Here is a 23,911-nt window from a genome sequence, read left to right on the forward strand (position 1 = left end):
CCGCTCAAATGGACGGCGCAATCCTAGTTGTATCAGCAACTGACGGCCCAATGCCACAAACCCGTGAGCACATCCTGCTTTCACGTCAGGTTGGCGTACCGTACATCATCGTCTTCATGAACAAGTGTGACCTTGTTGATGACGAAGAGCTACTAGAACTCGTTGAAATGGAAGTTCGTGAACTTCTTAACGACTACGACTTCCCAGGTGATGACACCCCAATCGTAAAAGGTTCAGCCACCCAAGCCCTTAAAGGCGACGAAGGCAAATATGGCCAACCAGCCGTAGTAGAACTACTAGGTATCCTAGATACTTATATCCCAGAGCCAGAGCGTGACATCGACAAAGCATTCCTAATGCCAATCGAAGACGTATTCTCAATCTCAGGTCGTGGTACCGTTGTTACTGGTCGTGTTGAATCAGGTATCGTACGTGTTGGTGACGAGATCGAAATCGTTGGTATCCGTGACACGCAAAAAACCACCTGTACTGGTGTAGAGATGTTCCGTAAACTGCTTGACGAAGGTCGTGCAGGCGAAAACTGTGGCGTACTACTACGTGGTACTAAGCGTGAAGACGTACAACGTGGCCAAGTACTTGCTAAGCCAGGTTCAATCACCCCGCATACCAAGTTTGACGCTGAAGTATACGTATTGTCAAAAGAAGAGGGTGGTCGTCACACACCATTCCTAAACGGCTATCGTCCACAGTTCTACTTCCGTACCACTGACGTAACTGGCGCAATCCAATTACAAGACGGTACTGAAATGGTAATGCCTGGTGATAACGTTGAGATGGGCGTAGAGCTTATCCACCCAATCGCTATGGACAAAGGTCTACGCTTCGCTATTCGTGAAGGCGGCCGTACGGTAGGTGCTGGTGTTGTTGCTAACGTACTTAGCTAAGCATTAAAGCACTAACGCTATCAGAGCAATCTGATCACGTTAAGCAGTTAGAAAAAAGCCATCCTTGAAAGAGGGTGGCTTTTTTTGTGGGTGTAGAATAAGTGATTATAAGTGATTAAATATGAATGGTTGAAGAGTAGGGTTGAATAAGAAGATATTCCCATTTTAACTGTATTTATAAAAATTCGTTTTTAAACCTGCTTGCTATCTATTGTAATTCTTGACTGAGCTTGCTATATTAACGCTGCAGCTTATCAGCACCTTTTATGCTAAATGTTTAAGATTATTATGCATACAAAGTGTGTAAATAATAAGGTTTAAGAGTAGCGACATTAAGGCGATAGAAGAATTTTATTCCTAAATGCTTGCATTCTATGCCAAATATTGTATAATGCTGTCCTTTACACCCATAGGCGATTGGCTCAATTGGTAGAGCATCGGTCTCCAAAACCGAGGGTTGTAGGTTCGAGTCCTACATCGCCTGCCATCTTCTTATCACATCTTTGTCATACCCCACCATCTCCGAAGTGAGTTCTTTATGAGCAATAATCAAGATAACCTCGAGACTAAGTTATCTGATGCCAAGGCAGTTGCTGGTGGAATGCTGTCCAAAGATAAGCACGTTTCAGCTGGCAATCAAACGACTGCTGTTGAAGTTGCTAAAACTGGTTCAGTAAAAGATGTGATTTTGTGGCTATTAGCCGCAGCGATTTTAATTGGTGCAACGTTAGTTAATCAATACTTACCTGGCTATTGGCAACCTGCCAATGATGTCTGGGTGCGTATTGGTATTATCGCGGCGCTGGTTATCATTGCTTTCGTGTGCTTGGCATTAACAAATCAAGGTCGCGCTTTTAAAATATTATTAAAAGATGCGGCCGTTGAGCTGCGCCGAGTCACATGGCCAGGCAAAGATGAAACCTTCCAATACACATGGCAAGTGCTTGTCATGATTGCGATTGTTGGCTTCCTTGTTTGGTTATTAGATAACTTTTTTAATTGGTTCGTTGGTATCTTTATTGGTTAATGACGCGTATTAGTGTCCTTTAAGCCAAAATTTACTTATAACGACTTAACTGTAATGATCAGGAGCGTGATATGCGTTGGTATATTGTCCAAGCGTTTTCAGGATATGAAAAGCAAGTACAACGTTCATTAACTGATCGTATTAATCGTAGTGACTTTGCTGATTCGTTCGGTGATGTGTTGGTTCCTACTGAAGAAGTCGTCGAAATGAAAGACGGCAAAAAGCGTAAAAGCGAGCGTAAGTTCTTTCCGGGTTATGTATTAATCCAAATGGAGATGAACGACAACACTTGGCACATCGTTAAAGATTGTCCACGTATTATGGGCTTTATCGGTGGCACGCCAGAGACGCCTGCACCCATTACGCAAGTAGAAGCAGATCGCATCTTAAACCGTCTGAACCAGACTGAAGCTGACCCGCGTCCTAAGACTCTATTTGAGCCGGGCGAAGAGTTGTTGGTTATCGATGGTCCATTTACTGACTTTAAAGGGTTGGTTGAAAAAGTGGATTATGAGAAGTCTAAGCTACATTTAACGGTAAACGTATTTAATCGACCGACTCAGGTCGAGCTTGAGTTTAGTAAAGTTGAAAAACTAGACTAAACTAGCCACAAATTCATCAACCGGGGAGCTGTTAGTCAATAAGGGTTATACCACATTGATTTGGCGCTATTACCCATAAAGGAGAGTATCTCATGGCTAAGAAGATTGATGGCTACATCAAACTACAAGTGCCTGCAGGCAAAGCAAATCCTTCACCACCGATTGGTCCAGCATTGGGTCAAAAAGGCGTGAACATCATGGCGTTCTGTAAAGAATTTAACGCTGCGACCTCAAACCAAGAGCCGGGTCTACCGATTCCTACTGAGATCACTGTATACAGCGATAAGTCTTTTACCTTCATCATGAAGTCGCCACCAGCTGCATACTTACTACGTAAGGCTGCTGGTATCGCTAAAGGTTCTGGTACACCAAACACCGCTAAAGTCGGTAAAGTGGACCGTGCTCAGTTAGAAGAGATCGTTAAGACTAAAGATGCAGATTTAACTGCTGCTGGTCTTGATGCTGCTGTCCGTACCATCGCTGGTACTGCACGTTCAATGGGTATTACCGTGGAGGGTGTGTAAATGAGCAAACTTACTAAGCGTCAAAAGTTAATCGCTGAGCGTGTAGAAAACGAAAAATTATACACTCTTGAAGAAGCGGTTCAAATCTTAAACGATTTGCCAGCTCTTAAATTCAAAGAGTCTATCGACATCGCAGTAAACTTGGGTGTTGACCCACGTAAATCTGACCAAGTCGTTCGTGGCGCTACCAACCTACCTGCTGGTACTGGTAAAACCAAACGCGTTGCTGTATTTGCTCAAGGCGCTGCTGCTGAAGCCGCCAAAGAAGCTGGTGCTGACATCGTTGGTTTTGAAGACCTAGCAGAACAAATCAAAGCCGGTAACATGGACTTTGACGTCGTTATTGCTGCTCCTGATGCGATGCGTGTTGTTGGTCAATTAGGTACTATCTTAGGTCCACGTGGCCTGATGCCTAACCCAAAAGTTGGTACGGTAACGCCTAACGTTGCTGAAGCTGTAACTAACGCTAAAGCGGGTCAAGCGCAGTATCGCGTTGATAAAGCGGGTATTATCCATACCACTATCGGTCAAGTTGGTTTCACTGCTGAGCAAGTTATCCAAAACGCTCAAGCACTAATCACAGATCTAAAGCGTGCTAAACCTGCTACTTCTAAAGGTACTTTCATTAAGAAAATTACCTTGTCTAGCACTATGGGCCCAGGTATCACTATTGATCCTGTTCCATATCGCACAGCGAAATAATTAAACATCTGCCTTTATTTGACGATTTCAAATAAAGGCCGCAAAAAATATTTTAAAGAATTAGGTCAGCGTAGCAAACGCTATGCTGTCTAAGACCGTAGGTAGAAAGCGGTTTTGCGTTATTATTAATGATTTTCGGATTGCTGATAATAACAACGAGCTGCTTTTGTTAATCGACGACAGATGAAAATCTTAGTTGTCCTACGCAGACGGTGACCCACCCAGTTGTTGATAAGAGCCGATAGGCTAGTAGCTGTATTAAAAATTAATATAAGCGCTAGGCTATCACTTGATGTCATTCTGATAACGGTGCCGTAATCAGTCGTTATGAGTGAATTCTTCATAGAATTTATAAATAACGTATCGTATCAAGTCAGTCTTAGTATGAATTAGATTGATTAGATTAAAGGAGTCAACTTATGGCATTAACGCTAGAGCAAAAACAACAAGTTGTGGCTGAAGTGTCTGAAGTTGCTGCTAATGCTCACTCAGCAGTAGCTGCCGAATATCATGGTATTGGTGTTGCAAAGCTTACTAAGCTACGCGAACAAGCCCGTGAGAAAGGCGTCGTTTTGAAAGTGGTAAAAAACACCCTAGCAAAACGCGCGTTTGAAGGCACTAAGTTTGAGAGCATGTCAGACCGTATGACTGGTCCACTACTTTTGGCTTTCTCTATGGAAGATTTGGGATCTGCTGCTCGAGTTGTTTTCGAGTTCAGTAAAGATAACAAAGCTTTAGAGACCAAATTGGTATCAGTCGGTGGTGAAGTTTATGGTCCAGAAGAGCTAGAGCGCGTATCGAAGCTACCAACTCGCGACGAAGCAATCTCTATCCTAATGGCTACTATGAATGCACCAGTTACCAAGCTTGTTCAAACTATGAACGCTGTTCCTAGTAAGCTTGTTCGCACGGTAGCAGCAATCAAAGACGCAAAAGAAGCTGCTTAATTGCTTGTTTTAACGTAACTTTGACATCGCCGATTGCACTTTATTGCCAACACTATTTGAAAATTTGGCAAGCAATCCAAGCGATATTAAAACCAACTAAATTTTATCAGATAACGGAGAGTTCTCATGGCACTATCTAAAGATGATGTGTTAAACGCAATCGCTGAAATGTCAGTAATGGATATCGTTGAATTAATCAGCGCTATGGAAGAAAAATTCGGCGTAACAGCTGCTGTTGCTGCTGCTGCACCTGCTGCTGCTGGTCCTGCTGCTGCTGCTGAAGAAAAAGACGAGTTTGACGTAGTTCTTGCCAGCTTTGGCGAGAAGAAAGTTGGCGTAATTAAAGCCGTACGTGAAGCTACTGGTCTTGGCTTGAAAGAAGCGAAAGATTTGGTTGAAAGCGCTCCAGCTCCAATCAAAGAAGGCGTAAACAAAGCTGAAGCTGAAGAGTTGAAAAAGAAACTTGAAGAAGCTGGTGCAACTGTTGAACTAAAATAAGCTGAGCTTATCTTAGTGTTGTACAAAAAAAGCTGGTAATGCCTTGCATTGCCAGCTTTTTTTTATTATAATTCGTAGCTTGACCTTTTGTGTCTGCCAACATACGCATGCAACATCACGGTGGATACCCATCAAAAGGACAGACGATATACATGCAAGTACACTTAGTAGTTATTGAAATCAGTTAATATAAGCTAAACGTCGATCGATGTTTGGCATTTTTTTGTGTCTGCATGCTTTCCCATTAACGCTATAGTTTATACTGATTCTAAAAGTCATTGTTTCTAAAAGTCATTGTTTCTAAAAGTTATAGTTACCCCAGTTACCATTAATTCTGAAAAGTTATAAATATTCGATTATCCATTTAGCATGGTTTTACTGTCAGTAAGTAGGCTCGTAGACGGTAGATATCAGCGACGATATTACTTATGATTGTAGCGGGTGAGTCGTTTGCTGTGTAGTATTAAAAAGCACCATTAAATAGCATGAAATTGAACTTAATACGCAACACCCTTGTTTGAGATATCGATAATGCTTTAAAGGTATCAATAACACTTTAAGTGAATTTATAAAGAGAATCAATAGTATTTAAAGACCAGTGCTTGGCCTTAAGTACTATAGAGTGTAGGGCATTGAAATTTGCAATGTCAGCACCCATATAGGCATGTTTAGATTCTGATTTTACGCTTAAATAAGCTGGCTTAATCATGCACTATACGCGTGAATTAATCATCAGTCATTAAATGAGCATGAATAACCGTTTTATATTATCGTTTACGTCGCTAAGTTTGCATAGTATTAATATCAACTAATATAGATGCACGCTGGCCACGCTTTCAATTTGTTTCCACGTTTACTGTAAGGACTCTCGATGGCATATTCTTATACTGAAAAAAAGCGTATTCGCAAAAGTTTTGCTGAATTGCCTACTGTGATGGACATTCCCTATTTGTTGTCTATCCAAGTAGATTCTTATGAGCAATTTTTGCAAGAGCATAAAAAGCCAAAAGCTCGTGAGAATACTGGTTTGCAAGCTGCGTATTCCTCTATTTTCCCAATTGAGAGTCACTCTGGTAATGCTGAGTTACAATTCGTTGAATATTATTTAGGTACGCCTGAATTTGATGAGCGTGAGTGTATCTTACGCGGCTCGACCTTTGCTGCGCCGATGCGTGTCAAAATTCGCCTAATCATCAAAGACAAAGACAGCAAAGATAAAGACAGCAAAGCGGCAATCAAAGATATCCGTGAGCAAAGCGTCTATATGGGCGAGATGCCATTGATGACTGCCAACGGTACTTTTATTATCAATGGTACTGAACGTGTAATCGTATCACAGCTGCATCGTTCACCGGGTGTATTCTTTGACCATGATAAAGGTAAGTCGCATTCAAGTGGTAAGGTGCTTTATAACGCCCGTATCATTCCTTACCGTGGTTCATGGTTAGACTTTGAATTTGATGCCAAAGATTTGGTTTTTGCTCGTATTGACCGTCGTCGTAAGCTGCTTGCTTCTATCATCCTACGTGCGTTAGGTTTAAGCACGTCTGAGATCTTAGATTTGTTCTTTGATAAAGTCGCGGTTTATAAAGGTGAAGAGCAGTTTGAGATTGATCTGGTAGCTGACCGCTTACGTGGCGAGATGGCGCAGTTTGATATCGTGACGCCTGAAGGCGAAGTGGTTGTCGAGCAGGGCAAACGTATTAATGCCCGCCGTATCCGTCAGCTTGAAGAAGCGGGTATGACTAAAATCTCTATCCCCGATGAATACTTATACGAGCGTATTTTAGCGGAAGACATCGTCGTTAATGACGAAGTTATCGCTAAAGCCAATACGCTGATTGACCATGAATTATTGGTTAAATTAAGTGCGTTTGAAGCCAGTGAGTCTATCAAAGAATTCAGCATTCTGTTCACCAACGATATCGACCAAGGCAGTTATATTGCCGACACTTTGCGTGCTGATAGTACGTCAAGCCGTGAAGAAGCATTGATTGAAATCTATAAAGTCATGCGTCCAGGTGAGCCACCAACGGTTGAGACCGCTGAAAAACTATTTGACAGCATGTTCTTCAACGCGGATCGTTATGACTTATCAAATGTCGGTCGTATGAAATTTAACCGCCGTTTAGGGTTAGAGTTTGATAATACGGATGATCCAGACATTCAACGCGCTCGTAGCGTATTGACCAACGCCGATATCGTTAATGTCCTAAAAGAATTGATTGAGATTCGTAACGGTCGCGGTGAAGTCGATGATATCGATCACTTGGGTAACCGTCGTATTCGTTCTGTAGGCGAAATGGCAGAAAACCAATTCCGTGTTGGTCTAGTACGTGTAGAGCGTGCGGTCAAAGAGCGTCTGAGCTCAGCGGAATCTGATAACTTGTCACCACAAGATTTGATTAACTCAAAACCTGTTGCTGCTGCTGTCAAAGAATTCTTTGGTTCAAGCCAGTTATCGCAGTTTATGGATCAGAACAACCCATTGTCTGAAGTTACCCATAAACGCCGTGTATCAGCACTAGGACCTGGTGGTCTGACCCGTGAACGTGCAGGCTTTGAAGTACGTGACGTACATGATACCCATTATGGTCGCGTATGTCCGATTGAAACTCCTGAAGGTCCAAACATTGGTCTTATTAACTCATTAGCGACCTTTGCAAAGACCAACAGCTTTGGCTTCTTAGAAACGCCATATCGCCGTGTGGTTGACGGTAAAGTAACAGACGTTATTGAGTATCTATCAGCGATTGAAGAAGTTGGTACTGTTATTGCACAGGCTGATTCACCAGTAACCGCAGAAGGCGCGTTATCTGATGAGATGGTCAGTGTGCGTAGCTATGGTGAATTCGTGCGTATGCCGCCAGAAAAAGTGACGCATATGGATGTGTCGCCAAGTCAGGTAGTATCGGTAGCAGCAGGTCTAATTCCATTCTTAGAGCATGATGATGCTAACCGAGCGCTTATGGGCTCGAACATGCAGCGTCAGGCAGTTCCTACGCTACGTGCTGACAAGCCGTTAGTAGGTACGGGCATGGAGCGTCACGTTGCGCGTGACTCAGGTGTTTGTGTGATCGCTAAGCGTGGCGGTGTGATCGAAGACGTTGATGCATCACGTGTTGTGGTTCGTGTCAATGAAGATGAGATGATTGCTGGTGAAGCTGGTATTGATATCTATAACCTCGTTAAATACACGCGTTCTAACCAAAATACTTGTATCAACCAACGTATTATCGTCAACCAAGGTGATGCTATTGCTGTAGGTGATATCTTGGCTGATGGTCCGTCAACGGATCTTGGTGAGCTTGCATTGGGTCAGAACATTCGCATCGCATTTATGCCGTGGAATGGTTATAACTTCGAAGATTCAATATTGCTGTCTGAAAAAGTGGTTAAAGAAGATCGTTTCACCACCATTCATATCCAAGAATTGACCTGTGTGGCACGTGATACCAAGCTAGGTACTGAAGAAATTACTGCCGATATTCCAAACGTTGGCGAAGCGGCGCTATCAAGTCTCGATGAAGCAGGTATCGTTTATATCGGTGCTGAAGTTGACGCTGGTGATATCTTAGTTGGTAAAGTGACGCCAAAAGGTGAAACGCAACTGACGCCAGAAGAGAAATTGCTCCGGGCTATCTTTGGTGAAAAAGCGGCTGATGTTAAAGACACGTCACTACGTGTACCAACATCAAGCAAAGGCACGGTTATTGACGTTCAAGTCTTTACTCGTGATGGCGTGGAAAAAGATGCACGTGCAAGAGCAATTGAAAAATCACAGCTTGATAGCTATCGTAAAGATTTAAAAGAAGAGCTACGTATCTTTGAAGAAGCGGCTCGTGGTCGTATTGGTAACTTGCTTGATGGTCAAAAAGTCAGCGGTGGTTCTGGTTTAAAAGCCGGTACAGTGATGGCATTGGCTGATATGAAAGATATGAGCCTTGAGACTTTACTTGATATTCAGCCTGTTGAAGAAGAAATCTCTGAGCGTCTCACGCAAATCGCTGAGTATTTGGTTGATAAGCAAAAAGATATCGATGTGAAGTTTGCTGAGAAAAAACGCAAATTAACCGCTGGTGATGACTTACAACATGGCGTACAAAAAATCGTTAAGGTATATCTAGCGGTTAAGCGTCGTATTCAGCCTGGTGATAAGATGGCGGGTCGTCATGGTAACAAAGGTGTGGTATCGCGCATTATGCCAGTTGAAGACATGCCTTATGATGAAAATGGTAATACCGTTGACATCGTCTTGAACCCGCTTGGTGTACCATCTCGTATGAACATCGGTCAGGTTCTAGAAACGCATTTGGGTATGGCAGCGAAAGGTTTGGGCGAGAAGATCGATGGTATGCTCAAATCGCAAGCAGCGATCAAAGATTTACGTGACTTCTTAGACAAAATCTATAACCAAGTCGGCGGTGAGCAAGTTGATCTTGATAGCTTGAGTGATGATGACATCATGGCGCTAGCAGATAACTTGCGCGCTGGTGTACCAATGGGCACAGCAGTATTTGACGGCGCAAGAGAAAGCCAAGTTAAAGATTTGCTAGAGCTTGCTGGTATGGATCGCGATGGTCAACAGACGTTGTATGATGGTCGTACTGGTCAGAAGTTTGACCGTAAAGTAACCGTTGGCTACATGTACATGCTGAAACTTAACCATTTGGTTGACGACAAAATGCATGCACGTTCAACTGGTTCTTACTCACTTGTGACGCAGCAGCCACTCGGCGGTAAAGCTCAGTTTGGTGGTCAGCGCTTCGGTGAGATGGAAGTCTGGGCACTAGAAGCTTACGGCGCGACTTATACGCTACAAGAGATGCTGACTGTGAAGTCGGATGACGTTGAAGGCCGTACGCGTATGTACAAAAACATCGTTGATGGTGAGCAGTATATGGATCCAGGTATGCCTGAATCGTTTAACGTGTTGACCAAAGAAATCAAATCACTGGGTATCAATATTGAGTTAAAGCAAACCCATTAAGCACGGCTGACTGAAGCTACCTTTAACATAGCTTTAGTTAATTATTATCCTTAGTGGTCAATCTAGAAGCAGTACGCGCATAGCTGCTGCTTTTAGTGATTTGTCTCAACCCTATTCATTGCCTTCATTCATCTTAGCCGCGCTCCTAGCACGCTGTCAGATGATTATAAAGATAACGGAGAAGCAACTTGAAAGATTTACTCGATATCATGCAAAGCCCTACCGGCAACGGTAACCAAGAGTTTGATAGTATTCAAATTACCTTAGCCTCACCTGACGTGATCAAATCATGGTCACATGGTGAAGTTAAAAAACCAGAAACGATTAACTATCGTACGTTTAAGCCTGAGCGTGATGGTCTGTTCTGTGCCAAAATCTTTGGTCCAGTAAAAGACTTTGAGTGTTTATGTGGTAAGTACAAGCGCCGTAAGTTCCAAGGCGTTATTTGTGAGAAATGTGGCGTTGAAGTCACAACTGCTAAAGTACGTCGCGATCGCATGGGTCATATTGATCTTGCGAGCCCTGTTGCGCATATTTGGTTCTTAAAATCATTACCAAGCCGCATCGGTCTATTGCTAGACATGACGCTTCGTGATATCGAACGCGTCCTATATTTTGAAAGCTATATCGTAACCGAGCCAGGTCTGACTTCTTTAGAGAAGTATCAGCTGCTTGATGATGAAGATTATTATAAAGCGCTTGAAGAGTTTGGCGATGAGTTCACTGCCAAAATGGGTGCTGAAGCCGTTCAAGACCTATTAAAAGACATCGATTTAGATATCGAGATTGACGAGTTGCGTGAAGCAATTCCGCAAACCGGTTCTGAAACCAAGCTTAAAAAGATGTCTAAGCGTCTTAAGTTATTAGAAGCCTTCCGTGATTCTCATAACAAGCCTGAGTGGATGGTAATGAATATCTTACCAGTACTACCACCAGATTTGCGTCCGCTAGTACCACTAGAAGGCGGCCGTTTTGCGACCTCAGATCTAAACGATTTATATCGCCGCGTGATTAACCGTAACAACCGTCTAAAGCGTCTATTAGAGCTAAGCGCCCCTGATATCATCGTACGTAACGAAAAACGTATGTTGCAAGAATCAGTCGATGCCTTGCTTGATAACGGTCGTCGCGGTCGTGCGATTACTGGTAGTAACAAGCGTCCATTGAAATCTTTGGCAGATATGATCAAAGGTAAGCAAGGTCGTTTCCGTCAGAACTTACTTGGTAAGCGTGTTGACTACTCTGGTCGTTCGGTGATTGTTGTTGGTCCTACGCTACGTCTACATCAGTGTGGTCTACCGAAGAAAATGGCACTTGAGCTATTCAAGCCATTTACTTATAACAAATTATTGTCTCATGGTTTAGCAACGACGATTAAAGCTGCTAAAAAGATGGTAGAGCGTGAAGAGCCACAAGTGTGGGATATGCTGGCCATGGTTATCCGTGAGCATCCAGTACTCTTGAACCGTGCGCCAACGCTTCACCGTTTGGGTCTACAAGCATTTGAGCCAGTATTGATTGAAGGTAAAGCCATCCAGCTGCATCCTCTAGTCTGTACCGCGTTCAACGCCGACTTTGATGGTGACCAAATGGCCGTTCACGTGCCATTGACCCTAGAAGCGCAGCTTGAATCACGTGCATTGATGATGTCGACCAACAACATCTTGTCGCCTGCTAACGGTGATCCAATCATCGTACCATCACAAGACGTTGTATTGGGTCTGTACTACATCAGCCGTTCGTCAATCAATTCTAAAGGCGAGGGCATGATTTTTGCCACCGTTAATGAAGCATTGCGTGCGATTGGTTCAAACGATTTGCATGTAAACGCCAAAATTAAAGTACGTGTGACTGAAACTCATGTCGACGAAGAAGGTAATGAGACTAAAGAAGTCAAGTTACAAGATACCGTCGCTGGTCGTCTACTTATCTGGAACATCATGCCTAAAGGCATGTCGTTCGATGAATGTAATGAAGAGATGACGAAGAAAAATATCTCTAAATTGATCAACTCTTGCTACCGTAAAGTTGGCGTGAAAGAAAGTGTTATGTTTGCTGACCAATTGATGTACCTTGGTTTTGCTCAAGCAACACTGTCTGGCGTGTCTATCGGTATCGATGACATGGTCATTCCACCAAGCAAAGTACAAATCATCGAAACCGCAGAAGCGGAAGTTCGCGAGATTGAAGATCAATTCGAGCAAGGTTTCGTGACTGCGGGTGAGCGTTATAACAAAGTTGTCGATATTTGGTCACGTACCAATGATAAAGTCGCGAAAGCGATGATGGACAACTTAGCGACTGATAAAATCTTAAATGCTAAAGGTGAAGAAGAAGAGCAGAAGTCATTTAACTCTATCTTTATCATGTCAGATTCTGGTGCTCGTGGTAGTGCGGCACAGATTCGTCAGTTGGCAGGTATGCGTGGTTTGATGGCAAAACCGGATGGCTCAATCATTGAGACGCCGATTAAAGCCAACTTCCGTGAAGGTTTGACGGTACTTCAGTACTTTATCTCAACGCATGGTGCCCGTAAAGGTCTTGCGGATACCGCACTGAAAACCGCTAACTCGGGTTACTTGACGCGTCGTTTGGTTGACGTGGCACAAGATTTGGTTATTACCAGTGAAGACTGTGGTACTGAGCAAGGCTTGCTCATGAAGCCGCATATTCAAGGTGGTGAAATCATTGAGAAGCTCGGTGAGCTAGTACTTGGCCGTGTGACCGCTCGTGATGTAACGTATAACGATGATGCTGATAAAGTATTGATTCCAGCGGGTACCTTGATCGATGAGCATTGGGTAAATGTGCTTGATAACAACGCGATTGATGATATCTGGGTACGTTCGGTTATTACTTGTGATATCGAACATGGCGTTTGTTCACAGTGTTATGGTCGTGACCTTGCACGTGGTCATAAAGTCAATATCGGCGAGTCAGTCGGTGTTATGGCAGCGCAGTCTATCGGTGAACCTGGTACTCAGTTAACGATGCGTACTTTCCACGTTGGTGGGGCAGCAAGTTCAGCCTCTGTGGATAACAGCATCTCAGCACGTAATGCTGGTCAAGTGCACTTTGAGAACATGAAAACGGTGCAACATACCGATGGTCATTTGGTTATCGTGTCGCGTTCAGCTGAACTGGCGTTGACTGATGAGCTTGGTCGTGAACGTGAGCGCTATAAAGTTCCTTATGGTTCAAGCGTGCTTGTGAAAAACGAAGAGCAGGTCGAAGGCGGTCAGACTATCGCTAAATGGGATCCGCACACGCATCCAATTATCACAGAATTTGCTGGTACTGCACGCTTCAGTGACATCACTGACGGTATGACAGCGACGGTAAAAGTTGATGATGCGACTGGTATGAGCTCGTTTGAGATTCTAGCGACTCGTGACCGTTCAAGCTCAGCCAAAGACTTACGTCCGGCGATTATCTTGAACACTGACGAAGGTAAAGAAGTGGTTTACTTCTTACCAGCTGAAACCATCATTCGCGTTAGCGACGGTGAAAAAGTAGCAGCCGGTTCGATCCTAGGTCGTGTACCACAAGCATCATCAGGTACTAAAGATATTACCGGTGGTCTACCACGTGTTGCTGATTTATTTGAAGCACGTCGTCCGAAAGATCATGCCATCATGGCAGAGATGTCGGGTGTAGTCAGCTTCGGTAAAGAAACCAAGGGTAAAAACCGCTTCATTATCACCAATGAAGATGGTGAGATTCATGAAGAGCTGATCCCGAAATGGCGTCAAATCAACGTCTTCGAAAACGAGACGGTTGCTCGTGGTGAGGTTATCGCTGATGGTCCACAAAACCCGCACGATATCCTACGTCTGAAAGGACAAACCGCGCTTGCTGACTATATCGTTAACGAAGTACAGGACGTATACCGCTTGCAGGGTGTAAAAATCAACGATAAGCACATCGAAGTTATCATTCGTCAGATGCTGCGTAAAGTTGAAGTAACGGACGGCGGCGATTCAAGCCACTTTAAAGGCGATCAGGTCGAATACGCTGATATCAAAGCCTTGAATGCTAAACTGGAAGCGGAAGATAAATTCCCAGTACAGTATGAGCGTCAATTACTTGGTATTACTAAAGCAAGTCTGGCAACAGAAAGCTTTATCTCAGCGGCGTCGTTCCAGGAAACCACTCGTGTTCTAACTGCGGCTGCCGTAACTGGTAAAGTGGATGAGCTACGTGGTCTGAAAGAAAACGTCGTTGTTGGTCGCTTGATTCCTGCCGGTACTGGTCTTGCTTATCATAAAGCCCGTAAAGAAAAAGCGGAGCAAAAATTGCAAGATAAAGACTTGAATGCAGCGTTTGATATGACAGCCAGCACTGATAGCAAAGACTTTGCAAGCTTTGATGAAGCGTTTGCCCAAGAGCTTAACCAAGGCAATCACTAATCTAAATAACGCTTAGTTGTTTCCTTAACAAAAAAGCCAGCCTAAGTTGCTGGCTTTTTTGTGGCTTAAAGAAAATAAATCAGGTAAATTATTTGTTTAGAATGTGACTTCAGAAAATAGTACACTGCTATATAGATGGTTTTTTAAATATTTCTAAATAAATATTTCTAAATAAATATTTCTAAATAAATGTCTTAATCGCAAAACAAAGCTTATTAAGCAATTTTACTTATTCACGTAAAAGCTGTTTAAAAGACCTATTATTATAATCGTAATACCTATTAAACAAATCATTCACTAAATAACAAGGATAGGCGCATGGCAGGTAAGACTCGCGTTGCCAAATACCAAGCTGACCGTACCAATCAAAAGCTGTATTTTTGTCGTTTGGCTTGTCAGGCGGCAGGTAATACTAACGATAAACAGCTCTATCAAGCCCATTGTGAAACCGCTATTTTTCACCTATATGGGACATATCTTGCTTTTGTACAAGAACTTGGGCATTTTTATGGTTTAAGTATGACCGCGCCAACCTTAGCAGATATTGAAGAAGCACTAAGCGCCCGTACCCAAGTTTCGCCTGAAGTGCAGCGCTTACAACAATTACAGCAACAAGGTTTTTTAGCCAATATAGAGCATGCTTATCAGCGCTGTTTGTACGCGGTATTGCCTGATAATGTTATCGATGAGAAGACGGGTAGTGAGATAAAAGAAGCGCCTGATTTGATTGTAAATGTTGTGACGTTATCGAATCAGTGGTTGCCAGACGAAGCAACCATACGTGAATGGCGTCAGCAGTTTGCGGAGCTGATTGAGCAGCTACGTGCTGGTATGGTAGAGTTTTAATATCATCAGCCGCTTTTCAAATCAATTCCCTTTAAGCTTATAAATTCGCCTTAACTTCAAATACAGGTTCTAAAAGCGAAAAAAAGGTCTTGCGCAGGAGACTGAGCAAGACCTTTTTTATGAAGCTGTTAACCAGAATAGTGGTTTATTTATTCTGGCATCGGTGGCATACGCGCAACTGGCGTTGCTGATAAAGGTTTGTTTTGAGGATTGTTGTCGTCAGTACGACTTGGCTTCGGTTTCTCAGGAGCTGGTCGATTTTGAATTTGCTCTTCAATTGGTTCAGGAGCAGGGGGCTTACGTTGCTGGGTGGTGGTTTTAACGGGTTTTGCTGATTTAACCTCATCGGCAGTATCGTCTTCAAGCTCGGCAGCACCTTCATCCATCATTTCTATAATGCTCTGCTTTTGCTTCTTTGATTTGGCACGGTTATTAATAGAGACCCATTGATGAGGGGTGTCTTTTAATTGGGCTTTCATAAAGTCCATCCAAACCGGCAGCGCTGCTACGCCGCCATATTCACGGCGACCTAGCGTTGATGGCTGATCAAAGCCCATCCATACAACCGTGGCATTGGTAGGATGAAACCCTGCAAACCAAGCATCTTTCGCTTCATTCGTCGTTCCGGTCTTACCGCCAATATCATCACGTCCTAAGGCTCTTGCTTTCACAGCCGTACCGCGCTGGACAACATCGCGTAAGATATCGGCCATCTCAAAAGCAACTCTAGGTTTTAAAATACGCGGTGCTTGTTCAGCACGTACATACTGTACTACTGGTGCTTTTAGGCGATCTGCATATGGGCTTGCATCATAAATATCTAAATCAAGCACTTTATCATCTTTTGCTATCTTGTCGTTATTTTCTGCTTTTAGCTCAGCGTCTTTTTTATCTGTCGCATTGTCTTTAGCACTAATGCTTTCATCTTTAGCAGCAGCTGCTTTATTCTCTGCTTCTATTTTTGCTTCATAATCTTTAATAAGCTTTTTATTGACAGCGTCAAGCTGCTCATTAAAGCATAAGGCGCAAGCTTGCTGCGGGTTGGCTTGAAACAGCAGCTTATTATCATAGTTATAAATTTGTTCGATAAAATAAGGCTGGATGCGATGTCCGCCATTAGCAAAGGTGGCATAAGCCGTCGCCATCTGTAATGGCGTTGCCTGACCAGCGCCCAATGCTAAAGACAAAGTTGTAGGTAGCTTTTCTTTATCAAGGCCAAATTCGTCTAATAAATTGCGCGCATCAGAGATACCAATTGCTTGCAGCAAACGGATAGAGACTAAGTTACGAGATAGATAAAGCCCACGGCGTAAGGTGATATCACCTAAAAAACGTTGGTCGGAATTCTTAGGTTTCCAGTCACCTACTTGAATAGGGCGGTCCGAGACAATACTGTCTGGACGATAGCCTTTTTCTAAAGCAGTGGTATAAACCAGTGGCTTAATCGTCGAACCTGGTTGACGCCAGCCTTGTAGCGCGCGGTTAAATTTACTATGGTTGAAGTCGAATCCACCTACCAAGGCTCGAACGGCACCCGTTTCAGGATTTAGAGAAACCAAACTACCCTGTACTTCAGGTATTTGTCCCAATTGCCAATTGCCATTGGTCGTCGGTATCAGGCGCACAATATCATTTTTGCTGACAATTTGACTGGCATTACTCGGAAAGTAGCCGATGCGATCGGCAGAAATATATTTGCGCGCCCAGCTCATACCAGACCAGTTAACCGTTACATTCTCACCAGAGGGCATGGTTGCTTCAAAACTGCGAGCATTGACCTTGGTCACTTTGGCTGGAGACATATTGCTATAGCGACGGAATTTTTCCAGCGGTTCGCCATTTGCTTCAGCGCCGCGCCAGCCATGACGGTGCTCATAAGCCACCAAACCTGTTAGTATCGCTGATTCTGCTGCTTTTTGTGCTTCGCTATCAACGGTCAAACGCACGCGCCAGCCACCATGCATCACTTGCTCACCATAGCGGTTGACCAAGGCAGAACGCGTCATCTCTGCCAAATACGGCATATTGACGTCAAGTTTTTCTTGATAAAGATTGATACCAATTGGGGCGTTAATGGCTTCGTCGTGCTGAGCCTTATTAATATAGCCAAGCTCATGCATACGTCCAATAATCCAATTACGGCGGGTGAGGGCGCGACTTGGATTGGCAACCGGGTTATATTTAGAAGGGGCTTTTGGCAGACCTGCGAGCATGGCCATTTCGGCAACGGTGAGGTTTTCTAGAGATTTACTATAATATTTTTTGGCAGCGGCGCGAATACCATAAGCGCCTTCGCCTAAATAAATTTTATTGACATATAAGGTAAGGATGTCATTTTTGCTCAGCTCGTCTTCGATTTTACGGGCTAAAAACAGCTCTGTCAGTTTGCGGTTTAGGGTGCGCTCTGAGCTTAAGAAATAGTTTTTGGCAACCTGCATGGTAATAGTAGAGCCGCCCGTTTGACTCTCATCATCGGTGACCACTTCGGTCACAGCGCGACCAAGACCTTTAATACTAATACCACTATGCTGAAAAAATGACGCATCTTCTGCCGCTAAAAAAGCCTGCGTTAAGCCTTTAGGGATCTCTTCAAACGTAACCGGTAGCGATAAACGATTGCCGTACTGACCAATCAGTTTGTCGTCACTACTATATATCTGTAACGGCATCTCTAGGTTGGCCGTTTTAATCTCTTGAATGCTTGGCAAGGTTGGCGATAAATACATTGCCATACCGTAAAAGCCAATAGGTACGGCAAGTGCTAAGATTAGCGCTAACGCTAAGCAGGCAATGAAAAGCCCCACCAAAAAGTGAATGAGACGAGCGGTAGCATTTTTTTTGGTCATAAGAAGACTTATCAATTAAAGTTTCAATAGATAGGGCATTATACCTTGAACAAAATAGGCAAGTAATAATAAATGTGTAAGTGTTGCTTAATAAGTAATTTAAATGCTTGAATCTATCTGTTAAGTAAAGTATTGTACTAAATTATTACAAATAACTATCAGATTGTACACTTAACATAAGGTATAGAGTTTGTGAGGCTATTTACTTCTAAGAGTCGACATTTGATTGGCGTGGATATTTGCACCACCTCAGTGAAGTTGGTTGACATACAGCGTCAACAGGGCATATTTCACCTAAAATCTTACGGCATAGAAAGGTTGCCGGAAGGCGTAGTCGTCGACAAACTCATTGTAGACACTGAAGCGGTGGGTAACACAATAGCAAGCTTGGCGCGACGTTGCCAAGCTGCCGGTAGCAACGCCGCTACGGCAGTTTCAGGCTCAGCCGTGATTACCAAAATAATCGATATGGATATGGTGCTTAACGACGTTGAGCGTGAAGCGCAAATCCGCTTGGATGCTGATCAATACGTACCTTATCCATTAGAAGATGTTAATTTGGATTTTGAGGTATTGGGTCCCTCTTTGGTTAATGACAATATGGTGCAGGTACTATTGGCAGCGTCACGGTCGGAAAATGTTGACCAAAGAGTGGATGCGCTGACCTTTGGTGGCTTGCAAACCAAAGTGATGGATATCGAATCGCATGCAATTGAGCGTGCCTTTAGTTTGATGGCAGATAGCCTGCCAAACGTACCAGATTTGGTAGCTGTCGTCGATATTGGTCATAATCAAACCACATTATATATTGCTAAAAATGGCGAGTTTATATATAGTCGTGAACAATTATTTGGTGGTACTCAGCTTACCGAAGCGATACAAAATCGATACGGATTATCCGCTGAAGAAGCGACGATTAGTAAACGCGAACGTACTTTGCCGGACGATTACTATCCCGACGTATTAACACCATTTATAGAAAATACCATTCAACAGATTACTCGTTCTCTACAATTCTACTTCTCTTCTAGTCAATATACCAGTATTGATCATCTGGTGCTTGCAGGTGGCAGTAGTTCTATTGCAGGACTTGCTGGCATGGCACAGCAAAGATTGGGCGTGCCTGTGAGTATGGCAAATCCGTTCATCAATATGACCATTGCTCCACATATCGATAATGAGCAATTGGCGCTTGATGCACCAAGCTTAATGGCCGCTTGCGGTCTTGCGTTAAGGAGCTTCGACTAATGGCTCGTATTAACTTATTGCCCTGGCGGCAAGAAGAGCGCGAACGCCGCAATAAAGAATTTATCACTTTGGTGGTGGCCGTTACTTTGCTAGCTCTATTGGCGGCATTCGCTTCATGGAGTTATTTTAACAATGAACTCGATGAGCAATTAGATGCCAATGCACTGATTGAACAAGAAAATGCGCGCCTAGATAAAGCCTTGGTAGAGATTGATAGCTTAGAGCAGCGCCGTGATGACATCGTCTCACGCATGCAGGTTATCCAAGATTTGCAAGGTCGACGTCCGGTTCCTGTACGGTTATGGGATGATCTTGCCAAGGCGATGCCGCCAGCGCTTTATTTAAATAATTTAAAACGCGAAGGTGATGTGCTTACTTTAACCGGTCTTGCTGACAATCCAAATATTGTCTCTAGTTTGATTCGTAACCTTGATAGTAGCAAATGGATGGGCAATTCAGCAGTGAGTAACATCCAGCAAAATATTACTGCTTATGAATCTGCTCCAGCGCTTAATAGTACGGTTACTGTTGGTGAACAGCCGCGTCCTATTTATCCTGAAGACAGTTATGTTCAGTTTGTCGTAACGACCAAAGTACAGTCAGAAACGATTGAAGCTACTGATGCGGATGGTAATGCTGTGCTTGGAGGTGAGTTATGAAACTGAGCCGTAAAAAAAGCCTCATTAAAACCAAAAAGACGGCGGTTAGTGCTAAAAAGCCGTTTGATTTGAATGAATTCCGCCGCAGCTTTGAGTCGTTGGATGCTGAGAACTATGGCAGTTGGCCGCTCCCTGTCAAAGTCACCGTGATTGGATTTATTATTGCTTTAATCGCTGCGCTGTCATGGGCATTGCCGATTAGCAGTAAAATTGATGAGATCACTGCTGCGGAAAGTCAACAGCAAACCTTACTTGATAGCTACCGTGAAAAAGAATCACGGGCGCGTCATTTAAAGGCCTATCAAGCGCAAGTGATTCAAATGGAAGCGGAGTTCAATACCTTACTTGACCAGCTACCAAAAGATACCCGTGTATCAGAATTGGTCGAAGGTATCAATATGACGGGCGTTGGCAGTAATATCCGTTTCCAAGATATTTCAGTAGAGCCTGAGATTGAAAATGAGTTCTTTATTGAGCAGCCTATTCGTATTGCCGCTTTAGGTGAATACCATCAGTTTGGTAGCTTTATCAGCGGGCTTGCTGCTTTGCCGCGTATTATTACGATGCATGATTTTGAAGTCAGTAATCCGCAGCCAACTTTGGATGTTCTACCTGAGCTCAATCTGGTGCTACAAACCAAAACGTATCGCTCAAAAGAAGCGGCTCCCGAAGGTGATGAAGCTGTCGCACCTGATGCTGCTACCACTGATGCTGCAGGAGGCAACTAATGAATATCCAAAAACTGCCCATGCTGCTTATTTTAAGCGCCACTGTTTTGTCGATAACGGGTTGTACTGACCGTATCGGCATGGCAGAGCAGGCGATGGCCGATATTCGTAACCAGCCAGCGCAGCCGATTGAACCGCCGCCCAAGGCTGAGCTGGTAGAAGATTTTGTCTATAGTGCCAGTGCGCAGCGTAGTCCATTTTTGCCACCAAGCTTAGTGAACGTTCAAGGCCCTGCTACCTCTATCGATGGCGTGCGCCCTGATATAACCCGAGTAAAAGAACCGCTTGAGCAATATGAGCTATCGCAACTCGTCTTTCGCGGTGTCGTTATTTCCCCTGAAGGTCAGCAATATGCCTTAGTACAGCGCCCCGATGGTTCAGTTGCGAGCGTTAGAGTCGGTAATTATCTTGGATTAAATGACGGCCGTATTGTTGAAATCACGCCGACCCAGATTAACTTGATTGAAATTGTGCCAGACAGCCGCGCTGGGTTTGTAGAAAAACCCCAGTCGCTGGTCTCCCCTATAAGCTAAGTCGGCAGATTTTTTGAGGAATACATAATGACAGTACGCAATAACAAGGTAATGACGATGAACAACCGCGTATCTTCTACGTTTGCCATCTCTGCATTGGCAATGAGTATGGTAGCAGTTAGTAGCAGTGCTCATGCTGAGCAGCGCATCAATAACGTCTCTGTGGTACAGACCGCACCGGCCGTTACCCAAATGCGTTTGGGCTTTGTCGGCAAACCAGTATTACCTGCCGCCTACCAGCTTGATAATCCGAGCCGTTTGGTATTGGATTTTGAAAAGGTACAAAACGGACTTGCCAGTCGTTTTAATGAATATAACGTCGGTATGATCAAGGATGTCACTACCCTAAATAGCGACAATACCACCCGTCTGATTGTTGGACTCAAACAAGCGGGCAATTATACCACCGCTATTGAGGGCAATGATTTGTTGTTAACGATTAGCGACCCTAGTCGTCCAGTGGTTAATCAAGTAGTTACCAATGACCCTGTGCAAGACGTGCTTAATGGCAATGCGGGTATCACTACCACTGCTGTTGTTACACCGATAGTTGAGACCAGTAGCAAATCAAGTGCGCCTATTCGTACCACAGCTACTAGCTCTACAGTAAACAAAACCGCAGTCCCTGCTGATACCATGGTGGTGCGCGTCAATCCGTTGCTAAGCCCACAGCTTGCGGCCTCACAAGTGAGTAAGCAGTATAGTTATGACGGTTTAACGGCGGTTAATTTTACCGCAGGCAATGATGGTGGCGGTAATGTCAGTATTGCGCTTGCCAACGAAGCCATTCCAGTTGACGTCCAGCGTCAAGGTAATAAGTTGGTTGTACGTTTAACCGGCAGTACCGTGCCGAGAAATTTATTACGTCGCTTAAACGTGAATAGTGGTTTGGTTGATAGTATTGATACTAAAAACCAAGGTCAAAATGGTGTGATTACCATCAATGTTAAAGAAGATTATGAGTATCAAGCTTATCAATCGGGTAACCAGTTAAATATCAATATCCGCAAGCCTGAGCTACTTCGTGAGCCAACGCTTGAAGAAAAAGTATATAGCGGTGAAGCGCTATCTATGGAATTCCAAGACGTCGAAATCCGTAGTGTGTTAGATATCTTGGCACAGTTTACTGATATGAATATCGTGGCTAGTGATTCGGTCGCGGGTAATATCACCTTGCGCCTGATTAATGTACCTTGGGATCAAGCGCTAGATATTATTCTAAAGAGTAAAAATCTTGGTAAGCGTGAAAATGGCAACGTGATTTTGGTTGCGCCCTCGACTGAGCTTGCTGAACAAGAAGCACGTGAGCTTGAAGCGCAGCAAGCGGTTGAGTCGTATGCGCCGCTACGCACGGAATACATTCGCTTAAGCTATGCTAAAGCGGCTGATGTCTTGACCCTTATCTCTCAGGGCAGTGGCTCATCAGGTGGCAGCGGCACTGGCAACACAAATTCTACTGATAACAATACCTTGTTGTCTAACCGTGGTACGGTAACGGTTGATGAGCGTACCAATACCTTGATTATCAAAGATGTCGCTGAAAGCATTGAAAATATTCATAAGCTGATTGGTAAAATTGATATTCCAGTCCGTCAAGTAATGATTGAAGCACGTATTGTTAGTGCTACTGATAGCTTTAGTAAAGAGATCGGCGTGCGTTGGGGTATCTTGTCAAACGGCGCTGCCAATAACCGTAACTTATTGGTCGGTGGTAGTAATCAGACGCTATGGGATTTAAAAGATTTTGACGTAGAAACAACGACAGTCAATGGTCAAACGGTTTCTTATCCTAAATATGACATCAGCCGTCCTGATAACTTAAACGTTGACTTAGGTGTTGCCAACCCAGCCGGTAGTATTGCTTTTGGGCTACTTAGCATGTCAGATGTGATGCTCGATCTTGAGCTATCAGCACTACAAGCTGATAACCGCGGTGAAGTGATTTCGACACCAAAGATTTTGACGGCTGATAAACAAATGGCAAAAGTATCTTCTGGAACAAAAGTTCCTTATCAAGAAGCATCGGCCAGTGGTGCAACTACGACCAAATTCATAGAAGCATCATTAAGTTTAGAGGCTACACCAAATATCACCCCAGATGGTAAAATCGGCTTAAAATTAGATATTAGAAATGCTAGCCCAACACGAGTCGGTACTGACTTTCTCATTGCTGAAGATGCTATATCTACAAATGTCATTGTTGAAGATGGTCAGACCATTGTTCTAGGCGGCGTCTTTAAAAACCGTAGCAGTAATGGTGTCGATAAAGTACCTTTCTTAGGTGACTTGCCTTATGTCGGTCGAGCCTTCCGTCGTGATGTCCGTAAAAACGAAAAGGAAGAGCTGCTCATCTTTGTCACGCCAAAATTGATTAATGATGGCATCAGCCGTTTAAATTAATCAGCGTTTAATGTCTTTATAACTAAAAAAAGCAAGCATCAACGCTT

General features: G+C 43.7%; 16 protein-coding genes and 1 tRNA gene. 16 read left to right on the plus strand and 1 reads right to left on the minus strand.

Annotated features, from left to right (window positions below; genetic code table 11):
• The 11 genes from tuf to PG901_RS02890 all read left to right on the plus strand — a co-directional run.
• The coding region (gene tuf / locus PG901_RS02840) for an elongation factor Tu (RefSeq protein ID WP_271133439.1) at positions 1 to 905 on the plus strand (905 nt) is incomplete at its 5' end.
• A 411-nt stretch (positions 906 to 1,316) separates the two neighbouring features.
• Positions 1,317 to 1,392: transfer RNA gene (locus PG901_RS02845), tRNA-Trp, on the plus strand.
• Positions 1,393 to 1,443: 51 nt separating this feature from the next.
• The gene (gene secE / locus PG901_RS02850) at positions 1,444 to 1,932 is read left to right on the plus strand and encodes a preprotein translocase subunit SecE (RefSeq protein ID WP_201565493.1); all 489 of its coding nucleotides are present in this window, start codon (positions 1,444 to 1,446) and stop codon (positions 1,930 to 1,932) included.
• A gap of 71 nt (positions 1,933 to 2,003) precedes the next feature.
• Positions 2,004 to 2,534, plus strand: a complete 531-nt coding sequence (gene nusG / locus PG901_RS02855) for a transcription termination/antitermination protein NusG (protein ID WP_201565495.1) — start codon at positions 2,004 to 2,006, stop codon at positions 2,532 to 2,534.
• A gap of 92 nt (positions 2,535 to 2,626) precedes the next feature.
• Complete coding sequence (rplK, locus tag PG901_RS02860; RefSeq protein ID WP_068405081.1) at positions 2,627 to 3,058, plus strand: 50S ribosomal protein L11; 432 nt, start codon at positions 2,627 to 2,629, stop codon at positions 3,056 to 3,058.
• Positions 3,059 to 3,760: a 50S ribosomal protein L1 gene (rplA, locus tag PG901_RS02865; protein WP_201565497.1), complete on the plus strand. Its 702-nt coding sequence runs from the start codon at positions 3,059 to 3,061 to the stop codon at positions 3,758 to 3,760. It abuts the gene before it with no gap.
• A 419-nt stretch (positions 3,761 to 4,179) separates the two neighbouring features.
• Positions 4,180 to 4,707, plus strand: coding sequence for a 50S ribosomal protein L10 (rplJ, locus tag PG901_RS02870; RefSeq protein WP_201619266.1), 528 nt, complete (start codon positions 4,180 to 4,182; stop codon positions 4,705 to 4,707).
• 126 nt (positions 4,708 to 4,833) lie between these two features.
• Positions 4,834 to 5,205 carry a 50S ribosomal protein L7/L12 gene (gene rplL, locus PG901_RS02875; RefSeq protein WP_201565501.1) on the plus strand — a complete coding sequence of 124 codons (372 nt, stop codon included), beginning with the start codon at positions 4,834 to 4,836 and terminating at the stop codon, positions 5,203 to 5,205.
• An 871-nt stretch (positions 5,206 to 6,076) separates the two neighbouring features.
• Positions 6,077 to 10,195, plus strand: coding sequence for a DNA-directed RNA polymerase subunit beta (gene rpoB, locus PG901_RS02880; RefSeq protein WP_271133440.1), 4,119 nt, complete (start codon positions 6,077 to 6,079; stop codon positions 10,193 to 10,195).
• A gap of 188 nt (positions 10,196 to 10,383) precedes the next feature.
• Positions 10,384 to 14,604 carry a DNA-directed RNA polymerase subunit beta' gene (rpoC, locus tag PG901_RS02885; protein WP_201565505.1) on the plus strand — a complete coding sequence of 1,407 codons (4,221 nt, stop codon included), beginning with the start codon at positions 10,384 to 10,386 and terminating at the stop codon, positions 14,602 to 14,604.
• Between the two features lie 318 nt (positions 14,605 to 14,922).
• The gene (locus tag PG901_RS02890; RefSeq protein ID WP_201565507.1) at positions 14,923 to 15,450 is read left to right on the plus strand and encodes a DUF6586 family protein; all 528 of its coding nucleotides are present in this window, start codon (positions 14,923 to 14,925) and stop codon (positions 15,448 to 15,450) included.
• Positions 15,451 to 15,599: 149 nt separating this feature from the next.
• Here PG901_RS02890 and PG901_RS02895 read toward each other — a convergent pair whose 3' ends face one another.
• Complete coding sequence (locus PG901_RS02895) at positions 15,600 to 18,296, minus strand: penicillin-binding protein 1A (RefSeq protein WP_271133441.1); 2,697 nt, start codon at positions 18,294 to 18,296, stop codon at positions 15,600 to 15,602.
• Between the two features lie 192 nt (positions 18,297 to 18,488).
• Between PG901_RS02895 and PG901_RS02900 the strand changes: the two genes are divergently transcribed.
• The 5 genes from PG901_RS02900 to pilQ are packed head-to-tail and all read left to right on the plus strand — an operon-like array spanning position 18,489 to position 23,864.
• On the plus strand, positions 18,489 to 19,544 hold the full coding sequence (locus PG901_RS02900) for a pilus assembly protein PilM (protein ID WP_201619263.1): 1,056 nt from the start codon (positions 18,489 to 18,491) through the stop codon (positions 19,542 to 19,544).
• Positions 19,544 to 20,203, plus strand: coding sequence for a PilN domain-containing protein (locus PG901_RS02905; RefSeq protein ID WP_271133442.1), 660 nt, complete (start codon positions 19,544 to 19,546; stop codon positions 20,201 to 20,203). Before PG901_RS02900 ends, PG901_RS02905 begins: the two co-directional genes overlap by 1 nt.
• Positions 20,200 to 20,931, plus strand: a complete 732-nt coding sequence (locus tag PG901_RS02910; RefSeq protein ID WP_271133443.1) for a type 4a pilus biogenesis protein PilO — start codon at positions 20,200 to 20,202, stop codon at positions 20,929 to 20,931. The genes PG901_RS02905 and PG901_RS02910 overlap by 4 nt, the downstream gene beginning before the upstream one ends.
• Positions 20,931 to 21,464 carry a pilus assembly protein PilP gene (locus PG901_RS02915; RefSeq protein WP_201565523.1) on the plus strand — a complete coding sequence of 178 codons (534 nt, stop codon included), beginning with the start codon at positions 20,931 to 20,933 and terminating at the stop codon, positions 21,462 to 21,464. Before PG901_RS02910 ends, PG901_RS02915 begins: the two co-directional genes overlap by 1 nt.
• A gap of 27 nt (positions 21,465 to 21,491) precedes the next feature.
• Positions 21,492 to 23,864 carry a type IV pilus secretin PilQ gene (gene pilQ, locus PG901_RS02920; RefSeq protein WP_271133444.1) on the plus strand — a complete coding sequence of 791 codons (2,373 nt, stop codon included), beginning with the start codon at positions 21,492 to 21,494 and terminating at the stop codon, positions 23,862 to 23,864.
• Positions 23,865 to 23,911: the final 47 nt, after the last annotated feature.

The sequence above is a fragment of the Psychrobacter sp. ANT_H3 genome, from assembly GCF_027919975.1.
In the GTDB taxonomy this organism is placed as follows: domain Bacteria; phylum Pseudomonadota; class Gammaproteobacteria; order Pseudomonadales; family Moraxellaceae; genus Psychrobacter; species Psychrobacter maritimus.